Source organism: Caldovatus sediminis, assembly GCF_014644455.1.
Classification (GTDB): domain Bacteria; phylum Pseudomonadota; class Alphaproteobacteria; order Acetobacterales; family Acetobacteraceae; genus Caldovatus; species Caldovatus sediminis.
The window spans coordinates 562,834-577,499 of the sequence record NZ_BMKS01000001.1 but is presented as its reverse complement, the minus strand read 5'-3'; the positions used below and the strand labels follow the sequence as shown (position 1 = coordinate 577,499).

Sequence of the window (14,666 nt, the reverse complement as noted above, 5' to 3'; positions counted from 1 at the left end):
CGCCGCCGTTCGGCTAGCGGCCGGCCCGGGGAACCCGAAGGGGTGGCACGCGGGATCGCGCATACGGCCAAGCCGCAGTCCCCGCCGCGGCGGACCGTACCGGTGCGCGCCTACATCCTCCTCGTCGTCCTGGCGGCCATCCTGCCGGTCACGCTGCTCGCCGCCATCCTCGCCGAGGGCTACGTCAGGGCGGAGACCGAGCGGTTCGAGCGGAGGGTGCGCGCCGCGGTCCTCGACGCCTCGGCGCTGATCGAGCGCGACCTCGCCGGCATCACGGCCACGCTGCAGAGCCTCGCCACCTCGCATGCGCTGAGGGCGGGCGACCTCCGGGCCTTCCACGAGCAGGCCATGCAGGTGAAGGCGCTGACCGGCCTCGACCTGTTCCTGCGCGACCGGGAGAGCCGGCAGGTGCTGAACACCCGGGTGCCGTTCGGCGCGCCGCTCCCCGATCGCTCGGCCCTCGCCGCGTGGGATGCGGAGGTGCTCGAGACCAGTCGCCCCGTCGTCTCCGGCCACTTCGCCGGCGGCGGCGCGGGCGAGCACGGCTTCGGCGTCGTCGTCCCGGTCTTCCGCAACGGCGTGATCGCTTACCTCCTCCAGACGACCCTGCCGGCCGCCCGCCTGCGCGACCTCCTGGCCAGGGCGGATCTGGCGGAGGGATGGGCGCTGGCGGTGGTGGACCGCGACGGAACGGTCCTCGCCCGGTTCCCCGACGACGAAGCGGCGGCCGGGACCCCGGCCTCGATTCCCGACCTCCTTCAGGCCCTGCGGGACGGCGAGGCCGCGGCGGAGGCCACGGAGTATGTGGTGGACCGGGACGGGCGCGCGGTCTTCGCGGCGGTGCGGCGTTCCCCGGTCAGCGGCTGGGTCCTGATCGGCACCGCCTCGGTCGAGCGCCTCCTCGCACCGCTGCGCCGCACGCTCCGCCTGGCGGGGATCGCCGGCGCGGCGCTGGTCGCCCTCGCCCTGTTCGGCGCGTGGCTGCTCGGCGATCGCCTGGCCCGGGCGATCCGCGCCCTCGCCGCGCTCGGCGCCGCGGTCGAGGCCGGCGCCGCGGTGCGGCCGCCGCACACCGGCATCCGCGAGGTCAACGAGGTCGGCGAAGCCCTCGCCAACGCCTCCGCCCGGCTCGTCGCGCGGGCGGCGGAACGCGAGGAGGCCGCCGAGCGCCAGCGCCTGATGCTGCGCGAGCTGAACCATCGCGTGCGCAACACGCTCGCCACCGTCGATTCGGTCGCCCGGCTGACTGCGCGGCACGCCTCCGACGTGGCGGAGTACGAGGCGCGGCTGACCGACCGGATCCGCAGCCTCGCCAAGACGCACGAGCTGCTGACGGGCGCCAACTGGACCCAAGCCGGACTCGCCGAGCTGCTGCGCAACGAGTTCGCGGCCTACGGGCAGGACGACGGCCAGTTCCGCCTCGACGGGCCGCCGGTGACGCTGCCGGCGCGCCAAGCCGTCGCGGTCGGGATGCTGCTGCACGAGCTGGCGACCAACGCCGCGAAATACGGCGCGCTCTCGGTGCCGGAGGGCCGGGTGGAGGTGCGCTGGACGCTGCGCGAGGGCCCCGGCGGCGCGCGGCGGCTCGACCTCGCCTGGGAGGAGACGGGCGGCCCTCCGGTCCGTCCGCCGACCCGCCGCGGCTTCGGCACGCAGCTGATCGAGCGCGCCATCGCGCGCGACCTCGGCGCGGAGGTGGTCGCCGACTACGCCCCGGGCGGGCTGCGCTTCCGCCTCTCCATGCCGCTCTCCGAGCCGTCCGATCCGGACGACGGGCCGCCCGGGGCGCAGGAGGCCTCGGCGGCTCCGGCCGCCGGATAGAGGGGATCGCGGGCGGCCGGACCTGGGCGGGAGCGCCGAAGCCGCTCGACAGGCGGCGGCCAGCCGGGCGGCCCCTCCGGCCGGCGACGCCAGCGGGCGAGGAGGATCAGCGCCGCGTCCCAGGGTATCGCCGGCAGCTCCCGCAGCCGCCAGTACCAGCGCCGGCGCCAGGCGCGCGCGGCCGGCGCCGGCGGCGGCGGGGCGGCGCGGGCGGGCAGGCCGGCGAGGCGCAGCAGCAGCACGCAGCGCGGCAGGTGGTAGGCGCTGGTCGCGGCGAAGACGGGCCCGGCATGGCCGCGCGCGCGCAGCAGCCGCGCGCAGGCGAGCACGGAGGACAGCGTGTCGGTGCCCGTCGGCTCCTCGGCGATGCGGCCGGGCGGCACGCCGCGGGCGCGCAGGAGGGCCGCCATCACCGCCGCCTCCGCCGGGCCGTGCCGGCCCTGGCCGCCGGTCGGGACGTAGAGCGGCGGCGGCTGCAGCGTCTCGCCGAAGGCGGCGGCGGCCTCGACGCGCCGGCGCAGCGTGGCGCTCGGGCCGCCGTCCGGGCGGACCGCGGCGCCGAAGATCAGGATGGCCGCCTCGGGCGGCGCCACGCCGGGCGCGGTCACGCCGCGGCGGGCGCGGCGAGCAGCATCCGGTTCATCCGCTCCATCTGCCGCGCCAGCGCCGCGAAATCCCGCGCGAAGGCCTCGCGCGCGACGCCGTTCGCCGCCAGCGCGTCGCCGATCGCGCCGATGCTCTGGCGCCCGTCCACCCGGGCGAGGATGGCGCGCGCGAGGCGCGGCAGCGGCACCGTCACCCGCAGCCCGTCCCAGACCACCGGCAGGGCGTCGTCCGCGGGCAGGCCGCGCGCCAGCGCCGCGCCGTCCAGCTCGCGCAGCACCGGCACCGCCTCCGGATCCTCCCAGTCCGGCGCGGCGGGCGGATCGGCGGCGCGCGCGCAGTAGGCGACGTGGATGCCCATGTTGCCGGTGATCGCCTCGGCGAGCGCCGCGCGCTCGACGGGCGAGAGGGACGCGATGCGCGCGCGCAGCCGCGGATCGGGCAGGTAGGCCTCCGGGTCGTAGCGCAGCGGCTCGACGAGGGTGACGAGGCGCAGCCCGGCGCGCCCGATCAGCGCGTGCAGCGCCGGCACGGTGAAGGCGCGGTCGCGCGGATTGAGCAGCAGGTCGTAGAGGCCGGCGTCGCCGCCGCTGAGGTGGTCGGTCAGCCAGGGGTTCTTCCGCAGCCAGGCGGTCTCCGGCAGGTGGCGCCAGAGCCGCCGCGCGGTCTCGATCCGCTGCGCCGGCGGCTGCTCCGGCGGGGCGAGCAGGCGCAGCGCGTCCTGCAGCATGTACACGCCGGTGCGGCCGTGCGGCGCATAGACCATCAGCCCGATCCCGCCGCCCGGCGCCAGCGCCGCGGCGAGGGCGGCGAGCCCCGCCTCGGGGTCGGGCAGGTGGTGCAGTACGCCGCAGCAGTCGATGTAGTCGAAGGCGCCGAGGCCGAGCGCGGGCAGGTCGAGCAGCGAGCCCTCGACGAAGCGCAGGTTGGAGAGGCCGCGCGCCGCCGCCCGCGCCTCCGCGATCCGCCGCGCCGCGGCGGAGCGGTCGAGCCAGACCACCTCGCCCGGCCGCCCGGCCCAGGCCATCTGCTGGGCGAGCATGATCGCGCCGTCGCCGGTGCCGCCGCCCGCGAACAGCGCGCGCAGCGGGCGGCTGGCGGGGCGGCGCGCGGCGAAGACCCAGTGGTCTATCTCGCGCAGATGGCTCGGGCTGCCGACGACGAGGCGCTTCGCCTCGTCGCGCGGGTCGCGGGCGGGATAGGGGAAGGCCTCGTACTGGGCGGCGAGCAGGGCGTCGGTCGGGTCGGTGGGCATGCCGCCGGGCTGCATAGGACGGGAGCGGCGCGCGCGCCACGGGGCCGGCGGGCGGAGGCGGGCGGCGGCCGGCGCGGCGCGCGCGGTTGATGGCGCCCCTGGCGCTTCGTATCTACCGCCCATGCCCCGTCGAGCCTCCCCTCTTCGCGCCGCGCGGCTGCTGCCGCTGCTCGCCGGCCTTGCGCTGGCCGTCGGCGGCGGCGCCGGGACGGCGCCGGCCCAGCAGCAGCCCGGCGCGCGGCCCGGCGCCTCGGCGACGCCGCGGCCGAGCCCCCTGGGCAGCTTCGGCGACTGGACCGCGGCCGCCTACGCCGCGGGCGGGCGGAAGGTCTGCTATGCCTTCACCCGCGCCACGAGCAGCCAGCCGCCGCGGCAGGAGGTGCTGCTGATGGTCACCCACCGCGCCGGGAACAGTCGCGACGAGGTCGCGATCCGCGCCGGGCACGCCTATCCGCGCAACGCGCCGGCGGAGGTGTCGCTGACCGCGGCCGGCGCGGAGTGGACGCTCTACACCGGCGGCGACAGCGCCCATGTCCGCCCGGAGGACCGCGACGCCGTCGTCGCCGCGCTGCGCCGCGGGGCGGAGGCGGTGGCGCGCGGCCCGGGCCCGGACGGGCGCGGCACCGCCTCGGACCGCTTCTCGCTCAGGGGCTTCACCGCCGCGCACGAGGCGATCTCGCAGGCATGCCCTGCCGCCGCGGCCCGCGGGGACCGCCGATGACCGCGGCCCGCCCGGAGGCGCCGGACGAGGCCGAGCGCGCGCGCATCCTCGCCAAGGCGGCGCTCTTCGCCCCGCCCGAGGCGACGCTGCCGGACGGGCGGCGCGACCTGGTCGGCCTCTCGCGCGAGGAGCTCGCGGCGGAGATGGCCGCGATCGGCGAGAGGCCGTTCCGCGCCCGCCAGCTCTGGCACTGGATCTACCACCAGGGCGAGACCGACTTCGCGCGCATGACGACCATCGCGAAGCCGCTGCAGGCGAAGCTCGCCGCACGCTTCGTCGTCGGGCGGCCGGAGGTGGCGGCGGCGCGGGCCAGCGCGGACGCGACGCGCAAGTGGCTGTTCCGCTTCCGCGACGGCCAGCAGGTGGAGACGGTCTACATCCCCGACCCCGAGGAGGAGCGCGGCGCGGTCTGCATCTCCACCCAGGTCGGCTGCACCCTCTCCTGCCGCTTCTGCCACACCGGGACGCAGAGGCTGGTGCGCAACCTCTCCGCCGCCGAGATCGTCGGCCAGTTCATGGCCGCGCGCGACTCCTACGGCGAGTGGCCGAGCCCGAAGGACGGCACGCCGCGCCTGCTGTCGAACGTCGTCGTCATGGGCATGGGCGAGCCGCTCTACAACTACGAGAACGTCGCCAGGGCGCTGCGCATCCTGATGGACCACGAGGGCATCGGCCTGTCGCGGCGGCGGATCACGCTCTCGACCAGCGGCGTGGTGCCGATGATGGACCGCTGCGGGGCGGAGCTCGGCGTCAATCTCGCGGTGTCGCTGCACGCCGTGACGGACGCGCTGCGCGACGAGATCGTGCCGCTGAACCGCAAGTACCCGATCGCCGAGCTGATCGCGGCCTGCCGGCGCTACCCCGGCGCCTCCAACGCGCGGCGCATCACCTTCGAGTACGTGATGCTGCGCGGGGTGAACGATTCGGAGGCCGAGGCGCGCGAGCTGGTGCGGCTGATCAAGGGCATCCCGGCCAAGGTGAACCTGATCCCGTTCAACCCCTGGCCCGGCAGCCCCTACAGGACCAGCACGCCCGAGGCGATCCGGCGCTTCGCCGAGATCGTCAGCGCCGCGGGCTACGCGAGCCCGGTGCGCCGCCCGCGCGGGCGCGACATCCTCGCCGCCTGCGGGCAGTTGAGGACGGAGAGCGAGCGGGCGGCGCGGGGCAGGGCCGCGGCTACGGCCTGAGCCGCCTGAGCCGTCGCCGCGGCGCCTCGCGCTTGCCGTTGCGCGAACCCGCGCGGCCGCGACGCCGACGGCCCGAACGCGCCGGGCTCCGCCGGCCCGCGCCGACGGAGCCCGTTGCCTCGGGCGTAAGGGAGGGGCGCCGCCTCAGCCGTTGGCCCGCTCCACGCACATCGCGATGCCCATGCCGCCGCCGATGCAGAGCGTGGCGAGGCCGCGCTTCGCCCCGCGCCGGCGCATCTCGTAGAGCAGCGTCGTCAGCACCCGCGCGCCGGAGGCGCCGATCGGGTGGCCGAGCGCGATGGCGCCGCCGTTCACGTTCACCTTCGCCGGGTCGAGGCCGAGGCCCTTGTTCACCGCGCAGGCCTGCGCCGCGAAGGCCTCGTTCGCCTCGATCAGGTCCACCGAGCCGATGTCCCAGCCCGCCTTCTGCAGCGCCTTGCGGCTCGCCGGGATCGGGCCCGTGCCCATGATCGCGGGATCAACGCCCGCCGTCGCCCAGCTCACGATCCGCGCCATCGGCGTGACGCCGCGCCGGCGCGCCTCCTCGGCGCTCATCACCACCACCGCCGCGGCGCCGTCGTTGATGCCGGAGGCGTTGCCCGCCGTCACCGTGCCGTCCTTCTGGAAGGCCGGGCGCAGCTTGGCCAGCACCTCCACCGTGGTGTCGGGCTTCGGATACTCGTCGGTGTCCACCACCACGTCGCCCTTGCGGCCCTTCACCGTCACCGGGGCGATCTCGTCGCGGAAGCGGCCGGACTTCATCGCCTCGCCGGCGCGGCGCTGGCTCTCGGCGGCGAAGCGGTCCTGCTCCTCGCGCGTGATCTGGAACTTCTGGGCGACGTTCTCCGCCGTGTTGCCCATGTGGTAGCCGTGGAAGGCGTCCCACAGCCCGTCCTTGATCATCGTGTCCACGAGCGTGAGATCGCCCATCTTCTGCCCCGCGCGCAGGTTCGCGCAGTGCGGCGCCTGGGTCATGCTCTCCTGCCCGCCCGCGACGACGATGGCCGCGTCGCCGGTGGCGATCTGCTGCGCCGCCAGCGCCACCGCGCGCAGGCCGGAGCCGCAGAGCTGGTTGATGCCGAAGGCGGTGCGCTCGACCGGGATGCCGGCGGCGACCGAGGCCTGGCGCGCCGGGTTCTGGCCGGCGCCGGCGGCCAGGATCTGGCCCATGATGACCTCGTCCACCTCCTCCGGCTTCACCCCGGCGCGCTCCATCGCCGCGCGGATCGCGACGGTGCCGAGCGCATGGGCCGGGAGGGAGGCGAAGGCCCCGTTGAAGCTGCCGACCGGCGTGCGGGCCGCGGAGGCGATGACGATCTCGGTCATGAGGGCTGTCTCCCGAGGGGGCTGCTGCGCTGCACTATGAAGGTGCCCGCCGCCACCTTACAAGCCGCGCATCCAGCGGAGCAGGGGTCTCCACAGCGCCTCCTCCGCCCCGCCGCCCGCCACCATGCCGATGTGGCCGGCGGCCGCCTCGTGCACGGTCGCGTGCGGCATGCCGAGCGCCAGCGCCCGCGCCGAGGGCGGCGGCACGATCCGGTCGCGGTGGGGGATGGCGAGGAAGGCCGGCCCCTGCCAGCCGGCGGGGTCCACCACCGCCCCCGCGACCCGCCAGAGCAGCCGCCCGGGCTCGTTCCGCCCGTACCAGCCGCCGAGGCACTCCCGCGCCACCGGGGCGGCGAGCGGGACGCCGTCGTTCAGCCAGTCCTCCAGCGCCACGAACAGCGCCGCCCGCTCCCCCGCCGGGTCGAGCCGCGCGAAGGCACGGAACTTGGCGGCGACCGACCAGGGATCGAGCATCGCGAACAGCGTCTGGATCGCGTCCACCGGCAGCGCGCCATGCGCCTCCAGCACCGGCTCCAGCCCCGTCAGCAGCGCCGCGAGGGCGCGCGCGCGCCCGGTCTCCGCGCCGTGGAAGTCCCAGGGGGTGGCGAGCAGGGCCAGCGCGCGCACCCGGTCCGGCCGGCGCAGCGCGGCGGCGAGGGCGAGCAGCCCGCCCATGCAGTAGCCCACCAGCACCACCGGCTCGCGCCCGGCGGCGCCGAGCGCGCGCTCGAGCCGCCCGGCGACGTAGTCGGTCAGGGTGAAGCCGCGCTCGATCTCGCCGGGCCAGCCCCAGTCGAGCAGCAGCGGCCGGATCCCCTGCTGCGCGGCGAGGAAGCGCATCAGCGAGCGTCCCGGCGCCAGGTCGAGCACATAGGCCCGGTTGATCAGCGAGGGCACGAACAGCGCCGTCAGCCGCGCGGGCGCGCGACGGCCGTTGGCATCGAGGGGCGCGAAGTCGAGCAGCCGGCTGCCGCCCTCGGCCCAGACCGCCGGCGGATCGGGCAGCGCCCGGGCGTAGGGATGACGCCGATAGGCCGCGATGCCCGCCAGCAGCGCGCGGTCCGCCCGCCACAGCCGGCGCAGCACCGCGGCGCGGAACGCCTCAGGCCGATGGCCGCCGGCGGCGAGGGCGGCGGCGATCCGGCTCGCCTCCGCCCGCCCGGCCTTCGAGAGCGGCGAGGCGCCGTTCCAGCTCGGCCAGGCGGGCGGCGAGGGCAGCTCCCCCGGTCCCGGCGCCGCCGCCGCCGCCAGGCCGCGCAGCGTCGTCAGGCCCAGGTGCAGCGGCAGCGGCCGCGGTCCGCGGCGGCGCAGCGGCGCCGTCATGCGCCGCCGCGCCCGCCGGAGGGTCGCGCGCCGGCGGCGCGAAGGCGAAGGGCGCGCCCGGCGCGCGGCGCCGCGTCGCGGGGACGGCGCCCATCGCCGCGCGCAGCCAGGCGGCCCAGAGCGCCGCGCCCGCGGCCCAGAGTTCGGCGGTCTCGGGATCCGCCGCCCAGCCGGCGATCTCGCTCTGCCACAGCGCGATCCAGTCCTCCGCCAGCCGCTCCAGCTCGTCCTCGGGCCCGTCGCCCATCCGCCCTCCTCACCGCGGCGCAGGATGCGCCGGAGCGCCGCCGCGCCCACCTCGCCGCCGCCGCATCGGCGAAATGCCGCTTCCGCCGAGCCATGGCAGGGCCCATGTTATCCGCCACGGCAGCATGCCGATGACACGGACGGGACGGCGAGCATGGCGCAGAGTGGCTCCCAGCGCAGCACCAGCCAGGGCGCCGGCGCGCCGCCCGAGCCGGGCGGCGCGGGCGCCGCCGCGCGCCCCGCCTCCGGCGCCCCGGTGGTGGTCAAGAAATACGCCAACCGCCGCCTCTACAACACCGAGGCGTCGAGCTACGTCACCCTCGAGGACCTCGCGCGGATGGTCCGCCAGGGCCGCGACTTCGTCGTCTACGACGCCAAGACCGGCGAGGACATCACCCGCTCCGTCCTCACCCAGATCATCGTCGAGGAGGAGAGCAAGGGGCAGAACCTGCTGCCCACCGCCTTCCTGCGCCAGCTCATCGCCTTCTACGGCGACAGCCTGCAGTCGCTGGTGCCGCGCTACCTGGAATTCGCCATGGCCGGCTTCGCCCGCCAGCAGGAGCAGATGCGCCGCGCCATGGAGCAGACGATGGGCGGCTTCGGCCTGCCCTTCGCCACGCCCTCCCTCAGCAATCTCGAGGAGATGGGCAAGCAGAACATGGCGATGCTGGAGCGCGCGATGAGCCTGTTCTCTCCCTTCCGTCCCGGCGCGGCCGAGCCGTCGCGCTCGCCCGGCGCGGGCGGCGGAGAGGGCGACGACGTCGAATCGCTGCGGGCCGAGGTCGAGTCGCTGCGCCGCCAGCTCGCCGAGCTGCGCGCAGCCCAGGGCCGGGCCGGGCCGAAAGGCTCTCCGTAAGGGTTTCCAACCACTTGGTTGGCTCACGGCTTTGTCATGCGCGCCCAGGTGGAACCTTCTTAATCTTGGGGCATTCCTCGGTTCGTGCACATCCGTCCCGGGGACCGAGAGGTAGCCATGCCGACCACGACAGAGACCGAGCGGCCCCGCGCTCCGCGCAGCGGCGGGCAGCCCGGCGAGAAGCCCGGTCAGCGCGCGAACGCCGCGGACCGGCACGTCGGCGCGCGGATCCGCGAGCGCCGGATCATGATGGGCCTCTCCCAGCAGCAGCTGGCGAAGATGATCGGCGTGACCTACCAGCAGGCCCACAAGTACGAGCGCGGGCTGAACCGCATCTCCGCCGGCCGGCTGTTCGAGATCGCGCAGGTGCTCGGCGTGCCGGTCTCCTGGTTCTTCGAAGGCCTCGCCGAGAGCGGCGCGGCGCAGGAGATGACGCCGCGCCAGCGCATGTGCCTGGAACTCGCCCGCAATTTCGCGCTGATCGACAACGAGAAGCACCAGGAGGCGCTGAGCCAGATGGCCCGCGCCCTCGCCGCGCAGTCCCAGGCCGCGCACGCCGCCCCGCCGGCGGCCGAGCAGCGCGAGGCGGAAGCCCCCGGCGACCGCCACTGACGCGGCGCGGCGTGCGCGCGGGCACGCGCCGCGACGGCGGGCGGCGGCGCCCCGCGTCTCCGGATCCGGGGCGGTAGGGGGGCCCGGTCCGCATCGCGCCAGGTCGCCGTCCGGCTGAGCCGCCCCCGGCCCGCGGGGCGCCGCCGCTTGACGCCGCGGCCGTCGCGCCGCCCCATCGCGGCGGTGCCCGAATCCGCTCCCGCCTCCGCCCCGCCGCGGCTCGCCGCGCCGCTGGCGCTGCTCGCCGCCGCCTGCTTCGCCGCCGGAGCCGGGGCGCGCATGGTCGAGCCGCTGCTGCCGCTGCTCGCGCGCGAGTTCGCCGTCTCGCTTGGCGGCGTCTCGGCGCTCGTCGCCGGCTTCGCGCTCACCTACGGCGCGGGCCAGATCGTCACCGGGCCGCTCGGCGACCGCTTCGGCAAGCTGCCGGTGATCGGAGCGGCGCTGCTGCTCTACGCGGTGACCCTGCTGCTCTGCGCCCTCGCTCCGGACCTCATGACGCTGGTGGCGCTGCGCGCCCTGTCCGGCGCCGTGGCCGGCGCGGTCATCCCGCTCGCCTTCGCCTGGGTCGGCGACAGCGTGCCCTACGCGCAGCGCCAGGCGACGCTGAGCCGCGTGCTGACCGGCATGGTGCTGGCGCAGCTCCTCGCCGGCCCGATCGCCGGCGTCGCCGCCGAGTTCTACGGCTGGCGTGCGGCCTTCGTCAGCCTCGGCGCGATCGCGCTGGTCATCGGCCTCCTGGTGTTGCGCGGCGCGGGCCGCGGCGCGCGGGAGTCGGCAGCGGCCGGCGGCGGGCTCGGCCTCGCGCGCTACCTCGAGCTGCTCCGCCGGCCGGGGGCGCGGCGGCTGCTCGCGAGCGGCTTCCTGGAGGGCGCGCTGCTCGTCGGCGGCGCCTATCCCTTCGTCGGCGCCTTCGGCATCGAGCGGCTCGGCCTCTCCGCCTCCGAGGCCGGGCTGCTCGTCGCCTGCTTCGGCGTCGGCCTGTTCGGCTACACGCGCGCCGCGCCCCTGCTGGTCCGCCGCCTCGGGGAGCGGCGCATGGTCGCCGCCGGAGGGACGGTGCAGGCGGCGGCGCTTCTCGGCCTGGCGCTGGCGCCGCACTGGACGGCGGCGGCGGTGGTGCTGCTGCTCGCCGGGCTCGGCTTCTACATGCTGCACGGGGTGCTCCAGGCGCGCGCGACCGAGGCGCTGCCCGAGGCGCGCGGCACCGCGGTCGCGGCCTTCGCGCTGGCGCTGTTCGCCGGGCAGGGGATCGGCGCCGCCGCCTTCGGCGCGCTGATCGCGGCGACCGACTTCCGGCTCGTCTTCGCCGTCGCCGCGCCGCTCGCGGTCGCGCTCGCGCGCTGGACACGGGCGGGGCTGCCGGCGACGCCGCCGGCGGGAACCCGCGCCATCGGGAGCGGTTGAGCCGGCGCTCCCCTCCGGCACGAGGACGCCGCCATGCCCGCAACGGTCCCGCTCAAGCCCCTCGCGCAACAGTCCATCGTCATCACCGGGGCGAGCTCCGGCATCGGCCTCGCCACGGCGCGCCTGGCCGCGCGGCGCGGCGCCCGGGTCGTGCTCGCCGCGCGCAACGAGGGGGCGCTGCGCGAGGCCTGCGACCAGATCCGCCGCCAGGGCGGCCGCGCCGAGTACGTCGTCGCCGACGTCGCCGACCTCGCGCAGGTCGAGGCGATCGCGGCGAAGGCGCAGGAGGCCTTCGGCGGCTTCGATTCCTGGGTGAACGACGCGGCGGTGACGATCTACGGCAGGGTCGCGGACGTGCCGGTCGAGGACCACCGCCGCCTGTTCGACGTGAACTACTTCGGCGTCGTGCACGGCTCGCTCGTCGCGCTGCGCACCCTCAGGCAGCGCGGTGGGGCGCTGATCAACGTCGGCAGCGTGCTCTCCGACCGCGCGCTCAACCTCCAGGGGGCCTATTCGGCCTCCAAGCACGCCGTGAAGGGCATCACCGACGCGCTGCGGGTGGAGCTGGAGGCGGAGGGCGCCCCGGTCTCGGTGACGCTGATCAAGCCCTCGAGCATCGACACGCCCCATGTCGAGCACGCGCGCAACCTGCTCGGCGCGGAGGGCCTGAGGGTGCCGCCGCCGGCCTACGACCCGCGGCTGGCGGCGCGCGCGATCCTGTTCGCCTGCGAGCATCCGCGGCGCGAGCTGGTGGTGGGCTTCGGCGGCTACGTGATCGCCCTGATGGGCCAGGTCGCGCCGCGCCTGACCGACCTCGCCATGGGGGCGGTCGGCCGTGCCGGCCCGACGGCGGAAGTGCGCCAGCCCCCGGAGCGGCGCGACAACCTCTACGCGCCGCGCGAGGATGGCGCCGAGCGCAGCCTCTCGCGCCCGATCGAGCCGGTGCGGCAGACCAGCATGTTCCTGGAGGCGCAGATGCACCCGGTGGCCACCGTGGCGGCGGTGGTCGGGCTCGGCGCGCTGGTGCTCGGCGCGGCGACGGCGCGCGGACTGGCCGATGGCCGGGGGGCGGCGACGGGCCCGCGCGGCGACGGCGCGCGCCCCGCCTGGCGGGCGGCGGAACGGCCGGGGCGCGGCGGGATCCGGCGGCGCGCCTCGCGGATCTTCGCCTGAGCGGCACCGCTGCGGAGGGGGCGGCCGCACCGGCCGCCCCGCCCCGCGGTCAGCCCGCCTTCGCCGCCCGGTGCGCCTCGAAGAACGGCGTCGGGCGGATGATGCGGTTCTCCATCTTCAGCAGCAGGCCGCGTTCGCCGACCTTCTTCAGGTAGGCCTGCCAGGCCGGGTCGGCCGCCATCGCCGCGCGCCGGCGCTCGCGGTCGCCCTGGTCGGCGTAGCCCCACATGTGCACCACCGTGTTCAGCGCCCCCTCGACCGTGGTGTACCAGCCGACGCAGTTCTCGAGGTACCTGAGCTGGATCGGCCAGCCCTCCGCCTCGTAGAGGGCGACGAACTCCGCCACCTTGTTGGGCAGGCAGGTGTAGATCCTGAGGTCCACGATCATGGCGGCGCGCGCCCTCCCTATTGCAGCTCGACCGGGGTGAGGTCCTGGAACCAGCTCTGCGCGCTGGTGAAGCCGCGCACCCGCCGCGTCATGGCGCGCGGGTTGAGGTCGTGCACGATCCAGAGCCAGGGCGGGTTGTCCACCAGCCGCTCGTGCGCCGTGCGCAGGAGCTGCGCGATGCGCTCCGGGTTGCGCTCCGTCTCCAGCGCGGCGAAGGCGCGGTCGAAGGCCTCGTCCCGCCAGTGGCCCGCGTTCGAGCCGCGTGGCGAGAAGTTGGAGGAGAGGAACCAGCGCGCGAAGGCCGAGGGGTCGGAGGAGTAGAGCGAGATGTTCACCGCGTCCGCGCCGAGCCATTGCGGCTGGTCGGGGGGGAAGCGCAGCGCGGCGAGCAGCGTGTTCCACTCCACCACCTCGAAGGCGACCTCGACGCCGCAGTGCTGGCGCAGGCTCTGCTGCAGGAACTCGTTCATCGGCAGCGGCAGCATCTGCCCCGAGCCGGAGGTGGAGATGCCGACCTTGAGCCGGAGAGGCCGCTGCGCGGAATAGCCCGCCTCCGCGAGCAGCGCCCGCCCGCGCGCCGGGTCGAGCCGGTAGCGGTGCTGCGGGCTGCCGAACAGCGGGTCGTTCGCCTTGACGAAGCCGACCGAGGGCTCGGCGGTGCCGTTGAGCAGCGTCACCATGCCCTCGCGGTCTATGCAGTAGTTGAGCGCCTGGCGCACGCGCACGTCGGCGACCGGGCTGCCCTGCCGGCCGGCGGCGAAGACCCAGGGCCAGACATGCGGGTAGGAGTTGGTGACCACCTGGAAGCCGGCCTGGCGCAGGCTCGGGATGGCATCGGGCGGCGGCACCTCGATCCAGTCCACCTGGCCGGAGCGCAGCGCGGCGAGGCGCGTGTTCGCCTCCGGCATCGGGATCAGCACGATGCGGTCGAGCCTGGCGCGGCGCCCAGCATCCCAGTAGCCGTCGTTGCGCGCGAGCTCCGCCTGCTGGCGCGGCACGAAGCGGGCGAGGCGGAACGGCCCGGTGCCGGCCGGCGGCAGGGCGGCGACGCGGCCCCAGTCGCGCCCCGCCTGCTCGAAGGAGTGGGGCGAGGTGATCAGCACGTAGACGACCAGGTAGGGCCAGTAGGAGACGGGCCGCGTCGTCACCGTCTCCACCGTGAAGTCGTCCACCTTGCGGTAGGACTCGAGCACGGGGATGCGGCCGCGGGTGATGGCGCTGCCGGCGGGGTCGAACTGCGGGCTGTCGTTGCGGAAGAAGCGGTCGAGGTTCCAGATCACCGCGTCGGCGTTGAACGGCGTGCCGTCGTGGAAGGTGACGCCGCGGCGGAGATGGAAGCGCCAGACGCGCGGGTCGGCCTCGTCCTGCTCCCAGCGCTCGGCGAGGCCGGGGCGCAGGCCGGCCACCACGTCGGCGCGCGAGAGGTCCCACAGCACCAGCGATTCGAAGATCGGGTAGCCGAGGAAGCGCATCCCCTCGAAGCCGTTGTTCGGCATCCCGGTGGTGGTCGGGACGTCGGTCGCGGTCATGGCGATGCGCAGGGTGCGCGGCGGCTGCTGCGCCGCGGCCGGCGCGGGCAGCCACGCCGCCGCTGCCGCCGCGAGCAGCGCCGCCGCGGCCGCGGCGCCCGTCGTTGCCCGGACCCCTGCCGCGGCGCGGGCGACGCGGCGGGGCGGGGTGTGCCTGGAAACGCTCATGCGAAGCCTCTCCCGATGTGAGTGCCTGCAGTCGAAGCCCTCGGCGCGACCGTC

General features: G+C 76.1%; 13 protein-coding genes. 7 read left to right on the top strand and 6 right to left on the bottom strand.

Going from position 1 to position 14,666, the window contains the following annotated elements; genetic code table 11:
* The first annotated feature begins 102 nt into the window (after positions 1–102).
* Positions 103–1,821 (top strand): sensor histidine kinase, encoded by a 1,719-nt coding sequence (locus IEX99_RS02665; RefSeq protein WP_188898131.1) that lies wholly within the window; start codon positions 103–105, stop codon positions 1,819–1,821.
* On the opposite strand, the gene IEX99_RS02660 is transcribed toward IEX99_RS02665, so the two are convergent.
* Positions 1,707–2,429 (bottom strand): YdcF family protein, encoded by a 723-nt coding sequence (locus IEX99_RS02660; protein WP_308421463.1) that lies wholly within the window; start codon positions 2,427–2,429, stop codon positions 1,707–1,709. The genes IEX99_RS02665 and IEX99_RS02660 overlap by 115 nt on opposite strands.
* On the bottom strand, positions 2,426–3,679 hold the full coding sequence (locus IEX99_RS02655; protein WP_188898129.1) for a class I SAM-dependent methyltransferase: 1,254 nt from the start codon (positions 3,677–3,679) through the stop codon (positions 2,426–2,428). The genes IEX99_RS02660 and IEX99_RS02655 overlap by 4 nt, the downstream gene beginning before the upstream one ends.
* A gap of 121 nt (positions 3,680–3,800) precedes the next feature.
* Here IEX99_RS02655 and IEX99_RS02650 point away from each other — a divergent pair, with 121 nt between their 5' ends.
* Complete coding sequence (locus IEX99_RS02650; protein ID WP_188898127.1) at positions 3,801–4,400, top strand: invasion associated locus B family protein; 600 nt, start codon at positions 3,801–3,803, stop codon at positions 4,398–4,400.
* Positions 4,397–5,587 (top strand): 23S rRNA (adenine(2503)-C(2))-methyltransferase RlmN, encoded by a 1,191-nt coding sequence (rlmN, locus tag IEX99_RS02645; RefSeq protein ID WP_188898125.1) that lies wholly within the window; start codon positions 4,397–4,399, stop codon positions 5,585–5,587. Before IEX99_RS02650 ends, rlmN begins: the two co-directional genes overlap by 4 nt.
* 144 nt (positions 5,588–5,731) lie before the next feature.
* Here rlmN and IEX99_RS02640 read toward each other — a convergent pair whose 3' ends face one another.
* Together IEX99_RS02640 and IEX99_RS02635 are read right to left on the bottom strand one after the other, a co-directional pair.
* On the bottom strand, positions 5,732–6,913 hold the full coding sequence (locus IEX99_RS02640; RefSeq protein WP_188898123.1) for an acetyl-CoA C-acetyltransferase: 1,182 nt from the start codon (positions 6,911–6,913) through the stop codon (positions 5,732–5,734).
* 57 nt (positions 6,914–6,970) lie between these two features.
* Positions 6,971–8,236: an alpha/beta fold hydrolase gene (locus IEX99_RS02635; RefSeq protein WP_188898121.1), complete on the bottom strand. Its 1,266-nt coding sequence runs from the start codon at positions 8,234–8,236 to the stop codon at positions 6,971–6,973.
* A gap of 400 nt (positions 8,237–8,636) precedes the next feature.
* Here IEX99_RS02635 and phaR point away from each other — a divergent pair, with 400 nt between their 5' ends.
* From phaR to IEX99_RS02615, 4 genes are all read left to right on the top strand, one after another.
* Positions 8,637–9,338 (top strand): polyhydroxyalkanoate synthesis repressor PhaR, encoded by a 702-nt coding sequence (gene phaR / locus IEX99_RS02630; RefSeq protein WP_188898119.1) that lies wholly within the window; start codon positions 8,637–8,639, stop codon positions 9,336–9,338.
* Positions 9,339–9,455: 117 nt separating this feature from the next.
* A complete protein-coding gene (locus tag IEX99_RS02625) occupies positions 9,456–9,950 on the top strand; it encodes a helix-turn-helix domain-containing protein (RefSeq protein ID WP_188898117.1) in 495 nt (164 codons plus the stop codon).
* A 183-nt stretch (positions 9,951–10,133) separates the two neighbouring features.
* On the top strand, positions 10,134–11,354 hold the full coding sequence (locus IEX99_RS02620) for an MFS transporter (RefSeq protein WP_188898115.1): 1,221 nt from the start codon (positions 10,134–10,136) through the stop codon (positions 11,352–11,354).
* A gap of 33 nt (positions 11,355–11,387) precedes the next feature.
* Positions 11,388–12,527, top strand: coding sequence for an SDR family oxidoreductase (locus IEX99_RS02615; RefSeq protein ID WP_188898113.1), 1,140 nt, complete (start codon positions 11,388–11,390; stop codon positions 12,525–12,527).
* A 49-nt stretch (positions 12,528–12,576) separates the two neighbouring features.
* On the opposite strand, the gene IEX99_RS02610 is transcribed toward IEX99_RS02615, so the two are convergent.
* Positions 12,577–12,915, bottom strand: a complete 339-nt coding sequence (locus IEX99_RS02610) for an NIPSNAP family protein (protein WP_188898111.1) — start codon at positions 12,913–12,915, stop codon at positions 12,577–12,579.
* A 17-nt stretch (positions 12,916–12,932) separates the two neighbouring features.
* Positions 12,933–14,612, bottom strand: a complete 1,680-nt coding sequence (locus IEX99_RS02605; RefSeq protein ID WP_188898109.1) for an ABC transporter substrate-binding protein — start codon at positions 14,610–14,612, stop codon at positions 12,933–12,935.
* Positions 14,613–14,666: the final 54 nt, after the last annotated feature.